The organism is Pseudomonas sp. DY-1 (genome assembly GCF_003626975.1).
GTDB lineage: Bacteria > Pseudomonadota > Gammaproteobacteria > Pseudomonadales > Pseudomonadaceae > Metapseudomonas.
Window position 1 is genome coordinate 2,180,884 of the sequence record NZ_CP032616.1, and the last position, 21,449, is coordinate 2,202,332.

18 protein-coding genes are annotated in these 21,449 nt (G+C 63.1%); 10 read left to right on the forward strand and 8 right to left on the reverse strand.

Features of this window, described 5'->3' with window-relative positions:
- Positions 1–50: 50 nt before the first annotated feature.
- Positions 51–1,046, reverse strand: coding sequence for a GTP 3',8-cyclase MoaA (gene moaA, locus D6Z43_RS10450; RefSeq protein ID WP_120651865.1), 996 nt, complete (start codon positions 1,044–1,046; stop codon positions 51–53).
- 201 nt (positions 1,047–1,247) lie between these two features.
- On the opposite strand from moaA, the gene D6Z43_RS10455 reads away from it, so the two are divergent.
- Positions 1,248–1,877 (forward strand): TetR/AcrR family transcriptional regulator, encoded by a 630-nt coding sequence (locus D6Z43_RS10455; RefSeq protein ID WP_120651866.1) that lies wholly within the window; start codon positions 1,248–1,250, stop codon positions 1,875–1,877.
- Between the two features lie 238 nt (positions 1,878–2,115).
- On the opposite strand, the gene D6Z43_RS10460 is transcribed toward D6Z43_RS10455, so the two are convergent.
- The gene (locus D6Z43_RS10460; protein WP_120651867.1) at positions 2,116–2,553 is read right to left on the reverse strand and encodes a heme-binding protein; all 438 of its coding nucleotides are present in this window, start codon (positions 2,551–2,553) and stop codon (positions 2,116–2,118) included.
- 361 nt (positions 2,554–2,914) lie between these two features.
- Here D6Z43_RS10460 and gcl point away from each other — a divergent pair, with 361 nt between their 5' ends.
- The 6 genes from gcl (at position 2,915) to D6Z43_RS10490 (ending at position 10,619) form a co-directional block, all read left to right on the forward strand.
- On the forward strand, positions 2,915–4,690 hold the full coding sequence (gene gcl, locus D6Z43_RS10465; protein ID WP_120651868.1) for a glyoxylate carboligase: 1,776 nt from the start codon (positions 2,915–2,917) through the stop codon (positions 4,688–4,690).
- A 93-nt stretch (positions 4,691–4,783) separates the two neighbouring features.
- The gene (hyi, locus tag D6Z43_RS10470; protein WP_120651869.1) at positions 4,784–5,566 is read left to right on the forward strand and encodes a hydroxypyruvate isomerase; all 783 of its coding nucleotides are present in this window, start codon (positions 4,784–4,786) and stop codon (positions 5,564–5,566) included.
- Between the two features lie 16 nt (positions 5,567–5,582).
- Positions 5,583–6,473, forward strand: a complete 891-nt coding sequence (locus D6Z43_RS10475) for a 2-hydroxy-3-oxopropionate reductase (protein WP_120651870.1) — start codon at positions 5,583–5,585, stop codon at positions 6,471–6,473.
- 404 nt (positions 6,474–6,877) lie between these two features.
- Complete coding sequence (locus D6Z43_RS10480) at positions 6,878–8,158, forward strand: glycerate kinase (protein ID WP_120651871.1); 1,281 nt, start codon at positions 6,878–6,880, stop codon at positions 8,156–8,158.
- Entirely contained in the window at positions 8,148–9,563 is a 1,416-nt protein-coding gene (gene pyk / locus D6Z43_RS10485) for a pyruvate kinase (RefSeq protein ID WP_120651872.1), read from the forward strand. The genes D6Z43_RS10480 and pyk overlap by 11 nt, the downstream gene beginning before the upstream one ends.
- Positions 9,564–9,710: 147 nt before the next feature.
- Positions 9,711–10,619, forward strand: coding sequence for an urea transporter (locus D6Z43_RS10490; RefSeq protein ID WP_120651873.1), 909 nt, complete (start codon positions 9,711–9,713; stop codon positions 10,617–10,619).
- Between the two features lie 81 nt (positions 10,620–10,700).
- On the opposite strand, the gene D6Z43_RS10495 is transcribed toward D6Z43_RS10490, so the two are convergent.
- The 6 genes from D6Z43_RS10495 to recQ form a co-directional block, all read right to left on the reverse strand.
- Positions 10,701–12,740, reverse strand: coding sequence for a FimV/HubP family polar landmark protein (locus tag D6Z43_RS10495; protein ID WP_256660983.1), 2,040 nt, complete (start codon positions 12,738–12,740; stop codon positions 10,701–10,703).
- 364 nt (positions 12,741–13,104) lie between these two features.
- A complete protein-coding gene (locus D6Z43_RS10500; protein WP_120651875.1) occupies positions 13,105–14,508 on the reverse strand; it encodes a DHA2 family efflux MFS transporter permease subunit in 1,404 nt (467 codons plus the stop codon).
- Positions 14,508–14,942: a MarR family transcriptional regulator gene (locus D6Z43_RS10505; protein ID WP_120651876.1), complete on the reverse strand. Its 435-nt coding sequence runs from the start codon at positions 14,940–14,942 to the stop codon at positions 14,508–14,510. The genes D6Z43_RS10500 and D6Z43_RS10505 overlap by 1 nt, the downstream gene beginning before the upstream one ends.
- Positions 14,943–15,019: 77 nt before the next feature.
- Positions 15,020–16,036 carry a DUF2804 domain-containing protein gene (locus D6Z43_RS10510; RefSeq protein WP_120651877.1) on the reverse strand — a complete coding sequence of 339 codons (1,017 nt, stop codon included), beginning with the start codon at positions 16,034–16,036 and terminating at the stop codon, positions 15,020–15,022.
- A gap of 87 nt (positions 16,037–16,123) precedes the next feature.
- A complete protein-coding gene (locus D6Z43_RS10515; RefSeq protein ID WP_120651878.1) occupies positions 16,124–17,296 on the reverse strand; it encodes a diguanylate cyclase in 1,173 nt (390 codons plus the stop codon).
- 131 nt (positions 17,297–17,427) lie between these two features.
- Positions 17,428–19,551 carry a DNA helicase RecQ gene (recQ, locus tag D6Z43_RS10520; RefSeq protein WP_120651879.1) on the reverse strand — a complete coding sequence of 708 codons (2,124 nt, stop codon included), beginning with the start codon at positions 19,549–19,551 and terminating at the stop codon, positions 17,428–17,430.
- Positions 19,552–19,688: 137 nt separating this feature from the next.
- On the opposite strand from recQ, the gene D6Z43_RS10525 reads away from it, so the two are divergent.
- From D6Z43_RS10525 to lapG, 3 genes are all read left to right on the forward strand, one after another.
- Positions 19,689–20,276, forward strand: a complete 588-nt coding sequence (locus D6Z43_RS10525) for a YecA family protein (RefSeq protein WP_120651880.1) — start codon at positions 19,689–19,691, stop codon at positions 20,274–20,276.
- Positions 20,277–20,286: 10 nt separating this feature from the next.
- Positions 20,287–20,688, forward strand: coding sequence for a YbaN family protein (locus D6Z43_RS10530; RefSeq protein WP_120651881.1), 402 nt, complete (start codon positions 20,287–20,289; stop codon positions 20,686–20,688).
- A gap of 65 nt (positions 20,689–20,753) precedes the next feature.
- Complete coding sequence (lapG, locus tag D6Z43_RS10535; protein WP_256660985.1) at positions 20,754–21,449, forward strand: cysteine protease LapG; 696 nt, start codon at positions 20,754–20,756, stop codon at positions 21,447–21,449.

A 21,449-nucleotide genomic window follows, 5' to 3' on the forward strand; every position in this document is an offset into this window, starting at 1 on the left:
CACCCTACGCGCGGCGTACATAAAGCTTGGAGCTTGGGAAAGGGTTCCGGTCAGCCGCCGGTCATGCTCATGAAGCGAACGACTTGCACTTGCTCGGCGGCGTCGAAGTGATGCCGTTCGGGCTTGAGCCTGAGGGCATCGATCAGCGCCACACGCAGCCTTTCCCGGTCTCCGGGATGGCGACGGATCAGTGCCTTGAGGTCCAGGGCGCCTTCGTGGCCCAGGCAAAGCACCAGCTTGCCTTCGGCTGTAACGCGCACACGGTTGCAGTCGCCGCAGAAGTTGCGGCTATGGGGCGAAATGAAACCGACCTGGGTTTCAGTGCCGATTACCTGGTAGTAGCGCGACGGGCCGCCGGTGCGATAGCTGCTGGGCAGCAACTGGAAGCGCTCGCCAACGCGCTCACGCACTTCTTCCGAGGTGCACAGGGTGACCTTGCGCTCGTGGCTGGAGATGCTGCCCAGGGGCATCTCCTCGATGAAACTGATGTCCAGCCCATGCTCGACCGCGAAGGCGACGAGGTCCTGTACCTCATCATCGTTGCGGCCTTTTTGCACCACCGTGTTCAGCTTGATCCGGCGAAAGCCCGCCTTGCGCGCCGCTTCAATCCCTGCCAACACCTGGTCGAGGCGGTCACGCCGGGTAAAAGCGGCAAAGCGCTCGCGCTGCAGGGAGTCGAGGCTGATATTCAGACGGGTGACACCGCTTCGACGAAGGTCGGCGGCCATGTGTGCGAGCTGGGAGCCATTGCTGGTGATGGCCAGGTCTTCCAGTTCCTCGCGGGCACCGAGCCGCGCCAGAAGAGATGTCAGCCCCTTGCGCACCAGCGGCTCGCCGCCAGTGATTCGGATGCGTTTCACACCGAGGCCGATGAAGGCATCGGCGACCGCATAGAGCTCTTCGAGGCTGAGAATCTGCGCGCGGGGAGCGAAGACCATGTCCTCGCTCATGCAGTAGGTGCACCGGAAGTCGCATCGGTCAGTGACCGAGAGGCGCAGATAGGAAATTCGACGCCCGAAGGGGTCGAGCAAGTGGTTGTCTTGCATGGGTGAAGTCTGCCGCAACACGCACCGGACAGGGTACCGATGACATGGACGGATGCAGAATGGAAACAGAATCAAGTTATTTTGTATACAGGAAATTCATCCAGTGGCTCGCTTGAGAGCCCTTTGATGCCGGTGATACCATGCGCGACCTCTCTCCGACCGGCCTTCCTGGCGCTTCGGTGAGCCAATAAAGGAGCCGATGTGAGTAGCATTCGCGAGCGCAACAGAGACCTCATCCTGCGCGCGGCCAGCGAGGAATTCGCCGATAAAGGGTTCGCCGCCACCAAGACGAGCGACATCGCGGCCAAGGCCGGCCTGCCCAAGCCCAACGTCTACTACTACTTCAAGTCGAAAGAGAACCTCTACCGCGAAGTTCTCGAGAGCATCGTCGAGCCGCTCCTGCAGGCGTCCGCGCCCTTCAACCAGGCCGGCCATCCACACGAAGTACTCACGGCCTACATCCGCTCGAAGATCCGCATCTCCCGCGACCTGCCCTACGCATCCAAGGTGTTCGCCAGCGAAATCATGCATGGCGCGCCGCACCTCTCGCCGGAACAGACCGAGCAGCTTAACCTGCAGGCCAAGCACAACATCGATTGCATCCAAGGTTGGATCGACCAAGGCCTGATGGCCAAGGTCGACCCCCACCACTTGCTGTTCAGCATCTGGGCCGCAACCCAGACCTACGCTGACTTCGACTGGCAGATTTCCACTGTCACCGGTAAATCCAGCCTCAGCGACGCCGACTACGACGCCGCCGCGGAAACCATCATCCGCCTGGTGATAAAGGGCTGCGAAGTGGAAGAGAAGGTTCAGGCGAAGAGCGCCTGATACCGACACCACCGGAACCCTGTAGGGGCGAATTCATTCGCCAAGGGCTGCGCAGCGGCCCCCTACCCCTCTCCGCTCCACACCGATAATCCGGATATGGCAGTCCTTCGGACTGCTTGGCGAATGAATTCGCCCCCACAAAAAGCATTTCGCCCCCACAGGACAGGTACCGGTTGGCACCAACCCTGTGAGGGCGAACTCATTCGCCGAGGGCTGCGCCGCAGCCCCCTGCTGACGGTCAGGCCGCGCCGGCGTCCGCCTTCAGGCCGGCCGATTCCACGGCACTGACTGCGCATTGCTCGTCGATATCCGACGTATCGCCGCTGATGCCAATGGCGCCGATCACGGTCCCTTGGCCGTCGCGAATCAGTACACCGCCCGGCGCTGGAACCAGATTGCCATCGGCCAGGTTGTTCACCGCACCAATGAAGGCCGGGCGCTGCTGAGCGTCCGCAGCGATCAGGCGCGAGCCCTTGCCCAGGGCCACAGCACCCCAGGCCTTGCCGATGGCGATCTGCGGACGAAGCATGCTGGCGCCGTCCTGGCGCTGCAGGGTGATCAGGTGGCCGCCAGCATCCAGCACGGCAATCGTCAGCGGCGCGGTGCGCAGCTCCCGACCAACGGCCAGGGCGTGATTGGAAATGCTCACAGCGGTTTCCAGGGTCAGGGTGGTCATTTTCAAGCGTTCCTCGTGAGTGGTTGAACCTTGTGCGGCGTCGTCCGGGCCAGGGTTGGCGCACTCCTGTATCCACGCGGGCATTTTCCAGCCCGTCCTGCGACGCATCCGAAAGCTGTATCTCACTATCCCACCGAACACAAAAAAATCAATAGATAGATACAATCACAACATTTTTTGTATACAGTATTTCCATCAGCGTTCTGACTATGGCTGGAGACGCCCATGAAACGGGCGTTTTAAAAGAGTCGTCGCCCTGCGACCTTTAGCCTCACAAATGGCCTTGACCCTTCAGTCAGACGATGAATAGAATCGAGCCACGTCGCTTGTATACAATTTTCACAAGAAAGAGGCACAAAACATGGCCAAAATGAGAGCAATCGAGGCTGCCGTCCTGGTGATGCGTCGCGAAGGCATCGACACCGCGTTCGGCATCCCCGGCGCCGCCATCAACCCGCTGTACGCAGCCCTGAACAAGATCGGCGGCATTGACCATGTACTGGCCCGTCACGTCGAAGGCGCCTCGCACATGGCTGAGGGTTACACCCGCACCAACGCGGGTAATATCGGCGTCTGCATCGGCACTTCCGGCCCTGCCGGCACCGACATGGTCACCGGTCTGTACTCGGCATCCGCCGACTCCATCCCGATCCTCTGCATCACCGGCCAGGCTCCGCGTGCCCGTCTGCACAAGGAAGACTTCCAGGCCGTCGATATCACCAGCATCGTCAAGCCGGTCACCAAGTGGGCAACCACCGTTCTCGAGCCGGGCCAGGTTCCCTATGCGTTCCAGAAGGCCTTCTACGAGATGCGCAGCGGCCGTCCGGGCCCGGTGCTGATCGACCTGCCGTTCGACGTGCAGATGGCCGAGATCGAATTCGACATCGACGCCTATCAGCCGCTGCAGGTGCTGAAGCCGTCCGCCAGCCGCATCCAGGCCGAGAAGGCCCTGGCCATGCTGAACGACGCTGACCGCCCGCTGCTCGTAGCGGGTGGCGGCATCATCAATGCCGACGCCTCTGCCAAGCTGGTCGAGTTCGCCGAACTGACCGGCGTACCGGTCATCCCGACCCTGATGGGCTGGGGCACCATCCCTGATGACCACCCGCTGATGGCTGGCATGTGTGGTCTGCAGACCTCGCACCGTTACGGCAACGCCACCGTGCTGGAATCCGACCTGGTGTTCGGCATCGGCAACCGTTGGGCCAACCGCCACACCGGTTCCGTCGACGTCTACACCCAGGGCCGCCGCTTCATCCACGTGGACATCGAACCTACCCAGATCGGCCGCGTGTTCACCCCGGACCTCGGCATCGTTTCCGACGCGGGCTCCGCACTCGACGCATTCCTGGAAGTCGCCCGTGAGTGGAAAGCCGCTGGCAAGCTGAAGGACCGCAGCGCCTGGGTCGAATCCTGCCGTGAGCGCAAGCGCACCATGCAGCGCAAGACCCACTTCGACAACGTGCCGGTCAAGCCGCAGCGCGTGTACGAAGAGATGAACGAGTTCTTCGGCAAGGACACCTGCTACGTCAGCACCATCGGCCTGTCGCAGATCGCCGGTGCCCAGTTCCTGCACGTCTACAAGCCGCGCCACTGGATCAACTGTGGCCAGGCGGGCCCGCTGGGCTGGACCGTTCCGGCCGCCCTGGGCGTGGTCAAGGCCGACCCGACCCGCCCGGTCGTGGCGCTGTCCGGCGACTATGACTTCCAGTTCATGATCGAAGAGCTGGCCGTGGGTGCGCAGTTCAACCTGCCCTACATCCACGTACTGGTGAACAACTCCTACCTGGGCCTGATCCGTCAGGCGCAACGCGGCTTCGAGATCGACTTCTGCGTGCAGCTGTCCTTCGAGAACGTCAACGCTCCGGAACTCAACGGCTACGGCGTGGACCACGTCGCAGTGGTCGAGGGTCTGGGCTGCAAGGCGATTCGCGTGTTCGACGCCAACGATTTGCAGGCAGCCTTCGCCAAGGCCAAGCAACTGATGGAAGAGTTCCGCGTGCCGGTCGTGGTCGAGGTCATCCTGGAGCGTGTCACCAACATCTCCATGGGTACCGAGATCAACGCCATCAACGAGTTCGAGGAGCTGGCCCAGTCTGGCGCCGACGCTCCGACCGCCATCTCGCTGCTGGATTGATTGCCGTCTTCCCCTCTCCTATTCGTGGTGGGAGAGGGGCTTTCACCTCCCCTCCTCCCGTCTACGGGAGAGGGGAACCAGAAGGAGACATTCATGCCCCGTTTTGCCGCCAACCTGTCCATGCTGTTCACCGAAGTGGACTTCCTGGATCGTTTCGCCGCTGCCGCCGAAGCCGGCTTCAGCGGTGTCGAATACCTCTTCCCCTACGACTTCCCGGTAGAGGAAATCCGCGCACGTCTGGACGCCAACAAGCTGGAACAGGTGCTGTTCAACCTGCCCGCCGGTGATTGGGGCAAAGGCGAGCGTGGCATCGCCTGCCACCCTGACCGCGTGGAAGAGTTCCGCGCTGGCGTGGACAGGGCCATCGCTTACGCCAAGGTACTGGGCAATACCCAGATCAACTGCCTGGCCGGCATCCGTCCGCAGGGTTACGACTGCGCGACCGTCGAGAACACCTTCGTTGAAAACCTCAAGTTCGCCGCGGAGAAGCTCCAGGCAGCCGGCATCAAGCTGGTGATGGAAGCCATCAACACTCGCGACATCCCCGGCTTCTACCTGAACAACACCAAGCAGGCGCTGGCCATTCGCGAGAAGGTCGGCAGCGCCAACCTGTTCCTGCAGTACGACATCTACCACATGCAGATCATGGAAGGAGACCTGGCGCGTACCGTCGAGTCCAACCTCGCCGCGATCAACCATGTGCAGCTTGCCGACAACCCTGGCCGCAACGAGCCGGGCACCGGCGAGATCAACTACCGCTTCCTCTTCGCGCACCTGGACCGCATCGGCTACCAGGGCTGGATCGGCTGTGAATACAAGCCGGCCACCACCACCGCTGCCGGCCTGGGCTGGCTGAAAACCCATAACGCCATCTAAAAAAGAGGTAATCCACATGGCCAAGATCGGATTCATCGGCACCGGCATCATGGGCAAGCCCATGGCTCAGAACCTGCAGAAAGCCGGCCACACCCTGTTCTTCTCCGAGCACTTCGACAAGGCTCCGGCCGACCTGCTGGGTGACAACGGCGTCGCCCTGGCCAACCCGAAAGAGGTTGCCCAGGAAGCCGAATTCATCATCGTCATGGTGCCGGACACCCCCCAGGTCGACGACGTCCTGTTCCGTAAGGACGGCGTGGCTGAAGGCGTTGGCGCCGGCAAGGTCGTGATCGACATGAGCTCCATCTCCCCCACCGCCACCAAGGTCTTCGCCGAGAAAATCAAGGCGACTGGCGCCGCTTACCTGGACGCCCCGGTATCCGGCGGTGAGGTAGGTGCCAAGGCCGCGACCCTGAGCATCATGGTCGGTGGCTGCCCGAATGCCTTCGAACGCGCCCTGCCGCTGTTCCAGGCCATGGGCAAGAACATCACCCGCGTGGGTGGCAACGGTGACGGCCAGACCGCCAAGGTGGCCAACCAGATCATCGTTGCCCTGAACATCCAGGCCGTAGCCGAAGCCCTGCTGTTCGCCGCCAAAAATGGCGCCGATCCGGCCAAGGTACGTGAAGCCCTGATGGGTGGCTTCGCTGGCTCCAAGATCCTGGAAGTCCACGGCGAGCGCATGATCAAGGGTACCTTCGATCCGGGCTTCCGCATCAGCCTGCACCAGAAGGACCTGAACCTGGCACTGTCCGGCGCCCGCGAACTGGGCCTGAACCTGCCGAACACCGCCAATGCCCAGCAAGTGTTCAGCACCTGCGCGGCCCTTGGTGGTAGCAACTGGGACCACTCCGGCCTGATCAAGGGCCTGGAGCACATGTCCAACTTCTCGATTCGCGAGGAGTGATGTTTCGTAGGACGGGTTGAGCGTCAGCGCCGCCCATCGAGCCGGCAGCTCCCGCGATGGCCAGCGCCCGCTTTCCCCGTCCTACGACCCCCTTTCGACCCTCCTGGTCCGCGGTGACACGGCGCCAACGACCAGGAAGGTCGATTCCAGTCCCGAACCGCTGCGTGCGGCGGTTCGGGACTGTAATCGGCCTGAAGGCCAGGTATGCAGATGCCTGGCAGACAGACTACAAAGGACCTGTTCAAGATCGAGCGAGCTAGAGAAGAACAAGGCGAGAATGGCTGGAGACGCGGAGTTTACGAGCCGTAAATGAGCAGTCCGGAGTCATCTCTCAACGCAGTTATTCCGACGCGCAGCCGATCTTGAGCAAGTTCCAACAAGAATCCAGCGCCACGGAGCCTGCCATGTCCCTCGATCCCAAAGCCTTCCTGCGCGACCTGTTCGCCACTGCCATCGCCGCCGCACATCCACGCCAGGTCCTGGCCGACCACTTGCCCGCCGACCGTTCCAGTCGCGTAATCGTCATCGGCGCCGGCAAGGCAGCCGCGGCCATGGCAGAGGTTATCGAGCAGGAATGGCGGGGTGAAATCTCCGGCCTGGTGGTAACCCGCTACGGCCATGGCGCGAACTGCAAGAAGATCGAAGTGGTCGAAGCCGCCCACCCAGTACCTGACGCCGCCGGCCTGGAAACCGCCAAGCGTGTGCTCGAACTGGTGAGCAACCTCAACGAATCCGACCGGGTGATCTTCCTGCTCTCCGGCGGCGGTTCCTCGCTGCTCGCCCTGCCCGCCGAGGGCCTGACCCTCAAGGACAAGCAGGCCATCAACAAAGCCCTGCTGAGGTCCGGCGCCTCCATCTCCGAGATGAACTGCGTGCGCAAACACCTCTCGGCGATCAAGGGGGGCCGCCTGGCGAAGGCTTGCTGGCCGGCAACCGTCTATACCTATGCGATTTCCGACGTACCGGGCGACGAGGCCACCGTGATCGCCTCCGGCCCCACCGTAGCCGACCCGACCACTTCAGCCGAAGCCCTGGCGATCCTCGCCCGCTATGAAATCGACGTACCACGCCACGTGCACGCCTGGCTGCAGGACCCTCGCTCGGAAACCGTCAAACCGGGTGATCCCTGCCTGTCCCGCAGTCACTTCCAGTTGATCGCTACCCCCCAGCAGTCCCTCGATGCCGCCGCCGAGAAAGTCCGCGCCGCCGGCCTCACCCCGCTGATCCTCGGCGATCTGGAAGGCGAATCCCGCGAAGTCGCCAAGGTGCATGCCGGCATCGCCCGCCAGGTCGTACTGCATGGCCAGCCGATCAAGCCGCCGTGCGTGATCCTCTCTGGCGGCGAAACGACTGTGACCGTACGCGGCAGTGGCCGGGGCGGGCGTAACGCCGAGTTCCTGCTGAGCCTGACCAATGCCCTGAAGGGCCTGCCGGGCGTCTACGCCCTGGCCGGCGACACCGACGGCATCGACGGTTCCGAAGACAATGCCGGCGCCATCATGACTCCCTGCAGCTACGCCCGCGCCGCCAGGCAGGAGCTGTCCGCCAGCGACGAACTGGACAACAACAACGGATACGGGTATTTCGCCGCACTCGGTGACCTCATCGTCACTGAACCGACCCGTACCAACGTGAACGACTTCCGCGCCATCCTGATTCTCGAGAGCCCTGAAAATGACGCCTGACAAGAAAGTAAAAATCCTCGCCACCCTCGGTCCGGCGATCAAAGGCATCGACGACATCCGCCAACTGGTGGAAGCCGGCGTCAACCTGTTCCGCCTGAACTTCAGCCACGGCGAGCACGCCGATCACGCCCAGCGCTATCAGTGGGTGCGTGAGGTCGAGCGCCAACTGAACTACCCGATCGGCATCCTGATGGACCTGCAAGGCCCGAAACTGCGCGTCGGCCGCTTCGCCGACGGCAAGGTCAACCTTGAGCGTGGTCAGGCCTTCCGCCTGGATCTGGACAGCACTCCCGGCGACGCTCGCCGAGTCAACCTGCCTCATCCGGAGATCATCGAAGCCCTGGAGCCCGGCATGAACCTGCTGCTGGACGACGGTCGCCTGCGCCTGCAAGTGACCGCCAGTCACGCCGATGCAGTGGAAACCACTGTGATCGCCGGTGGCGAACTGTCCGATCGCAAGGGCGTCAACGTGCCGGAAGCAGTGCTGCAGCTCTCGCCGCTGACCGCCAAGGACCGTCGCGACCTGGACTTCGGTCTGGACCTGGGTGTGGACTGGGTCGCCCTGTCCTTCGTACAGCGCCCTGAAGACATCATCGAAGCTCGTGAGCTGATCAAGGGCCGCGCCTTCCTCATGGCCAAGATCGAGAAGCCCTCGGCCGTCGTGCATCTGGAAGAGATCGCGCGCCTCTGTGACGCCATCATGGTCGCCCGTGGTGACCTGGGCGTCGAAGTGCCGGCAGAGAATGTGCCGCGCATTCAGAAAGACATCATCCGCACCTGCCGCCAACTGGGCCGTCCGGTTGTAGTCGCCACCCAGATGCTGGAATCCATGCGCTTCTCCCCTGCCCCGACCCGCGCCGAGGTGACCGACGTCGCCAACGCCGTGGCCGAGGGCGCCGACGCTGTGATGCTGTCCGCTGAAACCGCTTCCGGCGACTACCCGCTGGAGACCGTGCAGATGATGAGCAAGATCATTCGCCAGGTGGAGAACGGCCCGGACTTCCAGAACCAGCTCGATGTCAGCCGCCCGCAGGCCGAAGCTACCGCGTCCGACGCCATCAGCTGCGCCATCCGCCGAATCAGCAGCATCCTGCCGGTAGTCGCACTGGTGAACTACACCGAGTCCGGCAGTTCCAGCCTGCGCGCTTCCCGCGAGCGGCCCAAGGCGCCGATCCTCAGCCTGACGCCGAATCTCCATACCGCACGTCGCCTGACCGTGGCCTGGGGTATCTACTCGGTCGTCAACGAACGCCTGCACAAGGTCGAAGAAGTCACCAGCACTGCACTGGAGATTGCCCAGGCCCAAGGCATGGCCAAGCGTGGCGATACCGTGGTGATCACCGCGGGCGTGCCTTTCGGCCAGCCGGGCAGCACCAACAGCCTGCGGATCGAGACCTTGAATTGATGTGAAACATCCGGAGCGACGGTTTCCGAAGAGAACCCGCGCTCCACGCACCGGCTTCGATGCCGGGCGATAACAGAAATCCCATCTGGCTACTGCCAGTTAATCGGCGCCTACTCACCGGGGCGCCTCATTTTTTTGCAAGCTGCCATGTACCGACTGCCCCTACGACCCGAAGTCCGTAGCTGGGCTTCTGCCCAGTTGAACGGTTTCAGCCAGATATTCCTCCAGCGCCACCCCGGTTGCGGCGCGCTGATACTGCTTGCCATCGCGGTGGGCGCTCCCAACTTGCTGGGCGGCGCCCTGCTCGGCGGAGCTGCTTCCTGGCTCACCGCAGTACGCCGCCGCTATGCCCCCGACGACATCGAGGCCGGGCTCTACGGCTACAACGGTGTGCTGCTTGGCCTGCTACTGAGTGCGCGCTTCGAACCCTCGCTCTACCTGGCGCTGCTGATCCTCTGCGCCAGCGGCTTGTCCAGCCTGCTGCTCAACGCCCTGCTCAAGGCAGTCCGCCAGCACAACTGGCTTCCCGCCTATACCGCACCCTTCGTCGGTCTCGGCTGGATACTGCTGGCCCTGGGAGGACCGCTGGAACTGACACCCACTACCACCGCTGGCACTACGCTGCATTCCGGGTGGATAGACACGCCTATGGCGATCATCCGGGGCATCGGCCAGGTGATATTTCTCGACCAGCCAACAGCCGGCGCGCTGGTACTGGGAGCTCTTTTCCTAGCGGGATGGCGAGTGGGGCTCTGGGCGCTGCTGGGATCCAGTACTGCGCTGGTCCTGGCGCTTCTCCAGGGAATGCCGATGCAGGCGGTGCTGGTTGGACTGTTCAGCCTCAACGGAGCGCTGATCGCCCTTGCACTGGGCAAAGATCTGCGTCGCCCCTGGTGCGCACTGGCCGGCATCCTACTGGGCATTGCCCTTCAACCCGGTTTCGCCGCCCTTGGCCTGCCAGCCATGACCGCTCCCTTTATCCTTGCATGCTGGCTGGTGCTGGTGGCCAAGCGAATGATGGGGCTGGCACAACCTGCGCCGTCGCGAACCTTGTAGCTGGAACCTGGCTGGATGAGCCGGCCGCAAAAAGAAAAAGCCCGGCTTGTGGCCGGGCTTTTTCATTGGTTCTGAAACGCTTCAGGCGATCTTCGCCAGCAAGTCACGCGCTTCCTGTTTCTGCTGGTCGTCACCTTCACTGATGACCTCGTTGAGGATGCTGCAGGCCGCCTCAATATTGCCTTGCTTGATGTACGCAAGCGCCAGGTTCAGCTTGGTGAGGTTCTCCTGACGGGCATCCAGCATGTCCAGTTCTTCCAGGCTGACCATCGGATCGACGAACTCGGCCGTGAGCTCGTCCAGGTTCTCGGCCTGTGGCAGCTCTGGCAGCTCGCCGAAGGGGCTCAGGGTATCGGCGTCCAGGGTCAACTCGAAGACTTCCGGCAGCTCCTGGAGATTGGTCGGGAAGCCCAGGTCGTCCTCCACGGTCGCGAAGGCCTGGACCACAGTTGCCTTGCGCTTGGGCTCGGCCGTCTTGAACGGGCTGACCTGCTCCCAATCGGCATCCAGCGGATAGCCATCGAAATCGGATTGCGCGCTCTCGATGTGCTCGTTGCTGGCCTCGGCCAGAGCCGGAGCTGCTTCATCCAGTACGAACACCGGCTCGCTCGGAGCCACCGCACCCAAGTCTGCATAACGGGCACAAATAGCAGCCAGGCGCCCTGCATCGGCATGCAGATCTCGCAGGGCAGCTTCTTCGAGGGTGAAGGCAACCGTGTCACGCAACTCGCCCAGCACTTCCAGCAGGCGGTAGCGCAGATCCAGGCGCTGGGGTTCCAGCGCAACGGCCGGACGCAGCACGGCGAGGGCTTCGCGCCAGCGGCCATAGGCGATATAGATGTTGGCGCCTTCCAGTGCATCGGGATTGAGCTTGGCAGCGGGCATCGCGACGACCATCGGCGATGCTGCGACGGCTGCGACCGGCACCAGTTTCGGCATTACCGGGGCAACTGGCTGTACCTCTTCGTGGCGATGCTGGAAGGCCACCTTGGCCTTTCCGGTGGTCTGGGCTTCTTCCAGCTCCTGCTCCTGGGCCTCGCGACGGGAGCGGCGCAGCAGCACCCAATCCAGAAGGAACAACAGCACCAGCCCGGACACCATGATCGCCCACCAGACTGGACTGATACCGGAACTGCCTGTTTGCACCGGCGCCAGCACAGTCCGTTCCGTGGCCTGGGCGGCAGGAATGATCGCAGGAGCGGGTACTGGCTGAGCTTGCGGAGCCTCACCTGCCACCGGGGCAGTAGTGATCTGCTGGACTTGCTGCTGCAGCGAGGTCATCTGCTGGTCGCTGCCGCTCAATTGCTGCTGCATAGCATCCAGCTTGGCCTGGAGTTCGGCGATGTGCTGGCGCAGTTCTGCGCGTTCGGCTTCGCCCTGGGCGATGCTGGAATCCACTCGTTGCTGGGCCTGGGTCAGTTCGTCCAGTGTCGATCCGGACGGAGCGGCGACCACCGGTTCCGGTGCCTGAGCCTGGTTCGGCACAGCGACCGGCGCTGCTGCAACAGGAACGCTGGCCTGCACAACGCTATCCGGCAGCAGCAAGGACTGGCCGGCATGCAGGCGATTAAGATCACCATCCGGGAATGCCTGAGGATTGAGGGAGTAGATGCCATCCAGCATTTGCTGTTGGCTCATGCCACTGCCCGCACTGAGGCGTTTGGAGATCGCCCAGAGACTGTCACCCCGTACAACCTTGTATTGCCTGCCTTGGGTGGCGGCGGGTGCTGGCTTGGGTTGTACCTTTGCGACCGGAGCAGTTGCGAAAACTGCCTCACGGACCGGTGTAACCGGTGCGCTGCTTGCAGTGTAGGCCGAACCGGGCGGATCCAGCAGCAGGGTGTATTCGCGCAGCAACTTGCCATTGGGGCGAGCCACTTCGACGATGAAATTCAGGTAGGGCTCGCGAACCGGCTGGTTGGAAACCACGCGGATGCGGCTGCCCGAGCCACGGATCACCGGGCTGAAGCGAAGGTCGTTGAGAAAGATGAAGCGGTCGACACCGGCACGCTCGAAGTCATCGGCCGAGGCCAGTCTGACTTTGATTTCGCTGTCGTTGAGATCGCCGACTTCGAGCAATTCGATTTCGGCATCCAGTGGCTGGTTCAGGGCGGAATGCAAGGTGATTTCGCCTAGCCCCAGTGCTGGCACCAGGCCTGAATAAAGTGCAGAGCCTGAAGCAAGTGTCAGCAGGAGCTTGTGAACCCTCGCCATACGTCCTCCCCGGTCACGCACATCCGCGAAATGCACCTCTGATGTCCCGCCCGGGCATCCTCGAAGTGACGCGAAAACTCGTTGACCTCAAACCACAATGATAGCGGGATGCCACTCCTTATCCATCCCACGCAACACCAGACATGACGGGCGTCCTGCTCCCTCACCCAGCATAATGGCAGCTGGCCACAAACTTATTCTGTAGCTTACTCCACTATAGGAAAGAATTCGCGAGGGTCTTGACAAAAATTTTATCGTGCGATTTGCACGCTCATACCCTTGCAGAGCGCACGCCCCAGGCAGGCACCACCGCCAACAGGAAGAGTAGCGCAACCAGCCAGAAGCTCTGTTCAAACGCCAGTGCCTCAGCCGCGGCATTCCCCCCCTCGGCAGCATGGCGCCACTCCAGGAAGAAGGTAAGCAGGTTGACCCCGAAGGCGCCACCCAGTTGGCGGACGAAGGTGATCGCGCCGGCGCCCAGCGCCAGCTCTTCTGCATTCAGGACATCCAACGCTCCCGTGCTCATGGCGGGCAGGAGCAACCCGAGGCCGAGGCGGCCGACACAGGCCCACCCGCACAGCTCCAGGAATGCAGCACCTTGCCCAGCCAGTCCCAAGGCAGCTGACGAAACCGCGAACACCAATAGGCCGAATACCAGCATGGAGGCTGCCGAGAGGCGGTCGCTGGCCCAGCCACCGACGAAAGACGCCAGCCCCAGCACCACGCCGGTCGGTAGCAGGAGCAGACCCGCCTTGCCGGCACTGTACCCTTCCACCGTCTGCAGGAAGAGAGGAATCAGGTAGGTGGAGCCGTACAACCCCAGCCCGAGCACCAGTGCGACCCAGCTTGCCTTGCGGAACGCGGCATGACGCCAAAGCTGCAATGGCAGCAGCGGCCGCTCGCAGGCACGACTGCGCCGCAGGAAGGCCACAGCGCATCCCAGGCCTAGAAGTCCTGGCACCCAGGCGCTAGGCGCCATCCAGCCGAAACGCTGAGCCTCGGCCAAGGCTCCAAGCAGGGCGAAGAGCGCAACGCTGAGCAAGATGAAGGCGCGGAGATCCACGCCAGGCGTATTGCGGTCGCGCACGCTGGGCATCAGCCACTGGGCCCCGAGTAAGGCCAACAGGCACAGCGGCAAGGGAAGCCAGAACACCGCCCCCCAGCCGAAGTGATCGATCAGATAGCCACCGACGGTTGGTCCGAGGGTTGGCGCCACCATGATGCCCAAGCCATAGATACCCAGCGCCAGGCCACGACCGCCTTCGGAGTAGACGCGAAAGATGAGTACCATCGCCAACGGCTGGATGATGCCGGCACAGGCGCCCATGACAATGCGCAGGGCAATCAGCTGCCAGGCCGCATCCGCAACCAGCGCCAGCAATGACGCTACGCTGAACAGACCAAGCCCGAGCTGCACGGTACGCCGCGCGCCCAGCCGAGACTGGCACCAGGCGGCCAGTAGCAAACCAGCCGTCATCGCGGCGAGGAACCCGGTTGAAAGCCATTGAGCCAGCGGCCGTCCGACGTTGAAGTCGAACATGATCGCCGGCAGTGCGACGTTGATGCTGGTGGAAGCGAGAATCATCGCCATGCTGCCGAGCATCAACAGGCCCAACAGCCATTGCGGATAGCGTGCGCCGAAGCGCTGGTGCAGCGCTTCCAGATCCTGCCCCATCAGAGGCGGTCCAGGTTCGCCAGAATCCGTGCGTGAACCTGCTGGCAATGGCGCAGCTCTTCATCGTCGATGCCGTCGAAGAGCTCCTGGCGCAATTGGCTGGAGATGGCTTCGATCTTCTCGATCAGGGGGCGGGCCGGTGGGCACAAGGCGATCTTCTTCGCCCGCCGGTCTTCGACGACGGCCATGCGCTGGATCAGGCCCTGGGCCTCAAGGCTGTCCAGCAGACGGGCCAGGGTCGGGCCTTCGACGCCGACGCTCTTGGCCAGCTCGCGCTGGGTCGGGGACTCTTCAAAACGGGATAAGTGAAGCAGCACAAGCCAGCGCGCCTGGGATAGGCCCATGCCAGCCAGACGGCGGTCGAGTTCTGCGCGCCATGCGCGGGACATCTGCGCGAGCTGCATGGCGAAACGGTGTTGATCGGGGTAGGACATCGATTATGACTCGGACTTCTTATACTAATAATTAGCCAGCTAACCATAGCCGAAAGCCGCGAGCAAGCCCCCCGCCCCTACCACTTCACATACTGGTCCTCGACGAATCCCCACATTCTTTCGATCTGGACTGGCGCGCGCCCCGCCGGGCGCAGGGTGCCGCTGAAGCGACCGAAGACCTGCTTGAAATTGCTTGCAATGAAACCCAGATTCAAGCGCTCCTCGTGCAGCCCCTCGCCCTCGAAAGTCAGCTCGACCTGACCATCGTGAGAGGTCATGCTCCAGGTCCCTAGCGGCCGCTCGCGATCGAAGCTGAAGCGCACCGTATCGACCTTGAGCATTTCCCCGTCCAACCAGAAGCAATTCTCGGTGAAGCTGGTCTCGTTCACCCCACAGGAGAGGTTCAGACCGACCCGCACCCCATCGGCCAGCCCGGACAGGCAGGCCCAGTTCCAATTGGTTTCCGGGCGCATGTAGCCCGCCGACCAGTCGTGATGGGCAAAGGCGCCGATCTGCGCAAGATCGAAGGTGCCCAGGGTGCTGCTCACCTGACCCTGGCAGGCGACACCCGCCACCTTCTGCGCATAGACCCAACCATTCGCAGCGGTCGGCGTGCAGATGCACATGGGCTGGAAGCCAGGCTCCCGCTCACTGAACCAGGCGTCGATGCGGGTGCCGTCGTCGAGCTCCACCAGCAGGCGCTTCTGTGCCGAATCCGCGCGGTTCTCCAGGCGCAGCAAGTTGCGTCCCTGGCGCAGTTCGCACACGCCGTCATCCGGCGTTTGGGAAAAGGTGGTCCCGAACCCCAGCGGCAACTTGAACTGCCGCTCGATCATGCGGCCGCTGGCCGGGTGGAAGAGATAGACGAAACCAACGCCCACCAGGCTCAGATTGGCCAGGGCACACCCGCCGATCAGCTCGTCGCTGAGCAACCCGAAGTACTGGAACTGGTGGAAGCGCCGCCATTTCGCCAGAGCCCCCAGGCGACGCCCCATGGGCGAGCGGAAGTCGAAATCGCGGTAGTTGATGAGGTCCGGTGCAGCGGGAAAGATGCCGTAGTGCGGTTGGCCGTCGGCCTGGATCAGCTTGTCCATGCGGATCGCTCGAAGCGGGAGGAGCGGCGATGCTAGCACCGGCCGCCGCGCCGGACAGTCACGACGCGCGCCATCGGAAGCGACTATCTATGCCACGACCCGATTACGGCCGAATGCCTTGCCCTCGTACAGTGCCCGATCGGCATACTCATACAGCTCGTAGAGCTTGCCTAATGGCATACCCGGCAGCGGATGAATGCAGGCCACGCCAATGGACATGGTCAGCACCGGCGCGGTAGGAGAGGCTTCATGCCGGATGGACTGACCCTCCAGGGCCGCACGCAGCTTTTCGGCGCAGCGACGCGCGTCCTGTTCGTCGATGTCGTAGAGCAGCACGGCGAATTCCTCTCCCCCCAGGCGCACCGCCATATCGAGCGGACGACGCGCGGTTTCTTCAAGTACGCGCGCCACCTGTTGCAGCACCTGGTCGCCAGCCTGGTGGCCGTAGCGATCGTTGTAGGCCTTGAAGTGATCGACGTCGCAGAGCAGCAGCGCCAACCCGTGCTGCTCCCGCTGGGCCTGCCGCCACAACCGTTCGAGCTGGCGATTGAAGCTACGGCGGTTGTACAGGCCGGTGAGGCTGTCGTGGTCGGCCAACACCCGCATCAGGCGGCTGATGAGAAAATGCTCGCGAGATTTGAACTCCAGCAGGTAGCAACCGACGGCGCCGGCCAGATTGCCGAACAGCAGGAACAGCAGATTGTTCACCAGTCTTGGCCAGGGCAACCCGGCCCAGAGCTCCAGCCCGACATAGGCCAGCAGCATCACCAGGGAAACCCCCAGCGCCTCCACGAGACGTAGCCCCACGAGGAAATAGGCCGCCATGCAAACCAGCAGCAAGCCCTCATAAGGAAAGGACGGATCGCTGCGATGGGCGATGGCCACCACCGCCGCCGCACCTATGCCAAGGGAGCCGATGCAGACCAGGCTGAGTGGCGCCAGCAGGTGGCGCTGGCGACGCTGGAGCATCAGCACGCCGCAGACCAGAAGCAATCCCAGCACACCCAGGCGAACCGCCAGCATCCACCAGCGTTCCTCGCTGCTGATCAGGTAGAAATCGAGCACGGCGAACGCCAGCCAGATCAACAGTCCGACGCTGAGGGCAATGCGTTTGAGATCGAAATTCTCTTCGAGGAAATAGTCGCGATACTCGCGCTCCAATGAGCGCGTGAAGCGCAGATGCCGAAACCCCAGCTCGAGCTGATCGGCATAGGGATTGGGGCGAACGTCATTTAGCCAGGCAGTATTGCTGTAGGACACAACTACCTCTTCTGTCGGAGGCCTCTGACGCACATTAGCCGGTCGTGCACTGCGTCACAAGTTCGTCGTTTTGCACCGCCAGTTTTTCGGCGCACCGTGACCGGCCCCACGGTTCGCCTTGCCCGCTCGACTCAGTTCTCGAATTCCGCCTGCAAGGCTGCCCGCACGCAATGCAGCACGCCGTCGGGCACGCGACCGGCGAACACCTGTGCCACTTCCGCGACTGGCGGCAGCTCGCCCTCGCCGTCGAGGAAGGCGTCCTGGATCTCACCCAGCAGGTCCTCCGGCAGGTCCAGCGCCTGCTCCAGGCTCAATTGCTGGTTGCCGATGGTCTCTGCCAGCAGGCTGTAGACATTCTTTTCGCTGCAATTGAGTTGGCGGGCGATCTGCGCCGGGGTCATGCCCGCACGCGCCAGGCTCACCAGCTCATGCCGCAGGTCGGTGACAGCCCGCGGGGCTTCGGCGACACCGTTCAGCACTTCGAGGAAAGCCTCCCCGTAGCGCTCCAGCTTACGCGCGCCAACGCCGCTGACCTGTGCCATGTCGGACAGGCTGCGCGGCTTGCTGCGGAGCATTTCCAGCAGGGTCGCATCAGGGAAGATGACGTAGGGCGGCACACTGTGCTCTTCCGCCAGCTTGCGACGCAGCGCACGCAGGGCTTCCCACTGCTCGCGCTCTTCGCCACGCACCAGTTGGCTGGCGGCACTGGCAGCCGGCTTGGGAGCTTTGGTCGACAGGTCGCGGCGCAGTTCCAGTTGTACTTCACCGCGCAGCAGCGGGCGGCATGCCTCGGTCAGACGCAAGCCACCGAAGCCCTCCAGATCCACATCCGCCAAACCACGGGCGACCAACTGACGGTAAAGGGTGCGCCATTCGCCTTCGGAGAGGTTCTTGCCCATGCCGAACACGGACAGATGCTGATGGCCGGAGGAGCGCACTTTCTCGTTGTCACGCCCCAGCAACAGGTCCACCAGGTGGCCGACGCCATAGCGCTGGCCGCTGCGGTGAATGGCCGACAGGGCCATGCGTGCCGGCTCGGTAGCATCCCAGGTCTGTACGCCGTCCGTGCAGATGTCGCAGTGGCCGCAGGGCTGTGGCAGCACTTCATCGAAGTAGGTCAGCAGCGCCTGGCGGCGGCAGCGGGTTTCCTCGCACAGGGACAGCATGGCATCCAGCTTGTGCTGCTCGATGCGCTTGTGACGTTCGTCGCCCTCGGAGTTGCTCAGCATCTGCTTGAGCAACAGCACGTCCTGCAGGCCATAAGCCATCCAGGCGTCAGCCGGCAGGCCATCGCGACCGGCGCGGCCGGTTTCCTGGTAATAGGCCTCCAGGGACTTGGGCAGGTCCAGGTGGGCGACGAAACGCACGTTGGGTTTGTCGATGCCCATGCCGAAGGCGATGGTAGCGACCATGATCAGCCCTTCCTCATTGAGGAAGCGTTTCTGATGATAAGCCCGCAGGTCGTTGGACAGCCCCGCGTGATAAGGAAGCGCAGGGAAGCCCTGCTCGGAGAGGAAGGAGGCCACCTCCTCCACCTTCTTGCGCGACATGCAGTAGACGATGCCGGCATCGCCGCGACGTTCGGCGAGGAATCCCAGCAACTGCTTGCGCGGCTGATCCTTGGCGACGATGCGATAGAAGATGTTCGGCCGGTCGAAGCTGGAGAGAAAACGCTCGGCGTTCTGCAGGTGCAGCCGCTGGACCATCTCCTCACGGGTACGCATGTCGGCCGTCGCGGTCAGCGCCATGCGCGGGACATTGGGGAAGAGTTCGGCCAACTGGCCCAGTTGCAGGTATTCCGGACGGAAGTCATGCCCCCACTGGGACACGCAGTGAGCTTCGTCGATGGCGAACAGGCCGATCTGCAGGCGCTGCAGGAACGCCAGCATGCGCGGCTGCACCAGGCGCTCGGGGGCGAGATAGAGCAGCTTGATCTCGCCGCGGCGAATACGCTCGGCAATATCCCGCTGGGCCTCGGCCGACAACATGGAGTTCAGCGCCACGGCCGGCACGCCCAGTTCGTCGAGGGTGGCGACCTGGTCCTCCATCAGCGCGATGAGCGGCGACACCACCACCGTCAGGCCTTCGCGCAGCAGTGCCGGCACCTGGAAGCAGAGCGACTTGCCACCGCCGGTCGGCATCAGCACCAGGGCATCGCCACCCGAGGCCACACGTTCGATGATCGCGGCCTGGTTGCCGCGGAATGCGTCGTAGCCGAATACGTCTTTGAGTATGCGCAGTGCCTGGTCGAGCATGGGGGTCTCCGGAACAAGCCGCGCATTATACGTCAGCCACGCCGGCAAGATGGCCACGCCCATCGCCCACGCCTTTTGCCGCCAACCTCGCACTAGACTAGAATCCAGCGTCGTTTATTCCTCAAGGTAGTCCCACGATGTCCTTCGCTGAGCAACTGTCCCGCCTGCAAGCTTTTCTCGACGCCGATGACCTGCACGAGGAGGCTCTGGACTATGTGGCCACCCATGGCTACCTGACCGCCCTGTGTATCTGCCCGGACCAGGTGCCCGAGCGCGAGTGGATCGACGCCCTGTTCGCCGAGCCGCCGCACTACCGCAGCGACGCCGAGCGCGAAGAGATCGAATCCACCCTGCTGGCCCTCAAGGCCCACATCGCCCGTCAACTGGCCAGCGATGAAGACCCCGAGATGCCCTGCGACCTGGACCTGGGCGAGGACCCGGACGACTCCGACCTGCGCGGCTGGTGCATCGGCTTCATGGAAGGTGTGTTCCTGCGCGAGGAAACCTGGTTCGAAAGCGCCGAGGAAGAAGTCAGCGAACTGCTGCTGCCGATCATGGTGGGTTCCGGCCTGTTCGACGAGCAGCCCGAATTTGCCGACATCGCCAAGGATCGCGACCTGGTGGACGAGATGATCGAGCAGATTCCTGAACTGCTGACCGCCCTGTTCCTGCTCTGCAACGCCCCGGAAGAAAAGCCTGCCCTGCTCAAGCCCCGCCACCACTAAGGCCGCGCGGATGGCGCATAGCGATATCCAGCAGCAGCGCCACCCGGCGCTGCGCATGATCCTCCTGATCATCGGCTGGCTCAGCGTCGTCCTGGGCGTGATCGGCATCTTCCTGCCCGTACTGCCCACTACGCCTTTCCTGCTGCTCGCCGCTGCCTGCTTTGTACGCAGCTCGCGGCGGTTTTACCTCTGGCTCGTGGAACACCCGAAGCTCGGCCCCTGGATACGCGACTACCTGGAAGGCCAGGGCATACCCCTCAAGGGCAAGGTCTATGCCCTGCTTCTGATGTGGGTCAGCATCACCCTCTCCTGCCTCCTCGTGCCCCTGCCCTGGGCGCGCGGCTTCATGCTCACCAGCGCAGTGCTGGTGAGCATCTACATCCTTCGCCAGAAAACCCTGCGCAGCCACTGACACCAGCCCCGGCAAATCATCGATTCCCGCCTAGACTCTGAGCATCCTGGGCGGAGAGACGGCTGATGCGGCAACGGTGGGCGGCAATCGGACTGCGGCACCCCTCGTGGCTGGCATGGCAAGGCAGCTGCCTGCTCGTTGGCCTGCTGCTCTGCCTGGCCAGCGTGCTGGCCAACTGGGACTTCGAGCTGATCCTGCAGAACGCCACCAAACGCTATGGCGACCTGGGCCCGGCGAAAGCCCGCATCGTCGCCTGGAGCGAGCTGATCCAGGCCAGCGTCGACTTGCCCGAGGCCGAGAAGCTCACGGCCACGAACCGCTTCTTCAACCGCCAGCTCCGCTTCAGCGACGACATCCGCACCTGGCGCGAGAACGACTACTGGGCCACCCCTGTCGAGGCGCTGGTCAAGGGTGCCGGCGACTGTGAGGACTACTCCATCGCCAAGTACTTCACCCTGCGCCGCCTCGGCATACCCGCCGAAAAGTTACGCATCACCTACGTCAAGGCATTGCGCCAGAACCAGGCGCACATGGTGCTGACCTATTACAAGACCCCCACCGCCGATCCCCTGGTACTGGACAACCTGATCGGCGAGATACGTCCAGCGTCCCAGCGCACCGACCTGCTGCCGGTGTACGCCTTCAACGCCGAAGGCCTCTACACCGGAGCCAAGCGTGCCGGCGACACCAAGAAACTGTCGCGCTGGCAGGACCTGCTGAAAAAAATGAGAGCCGAAGGCTTCGCCATAGGAGAGGGTTAG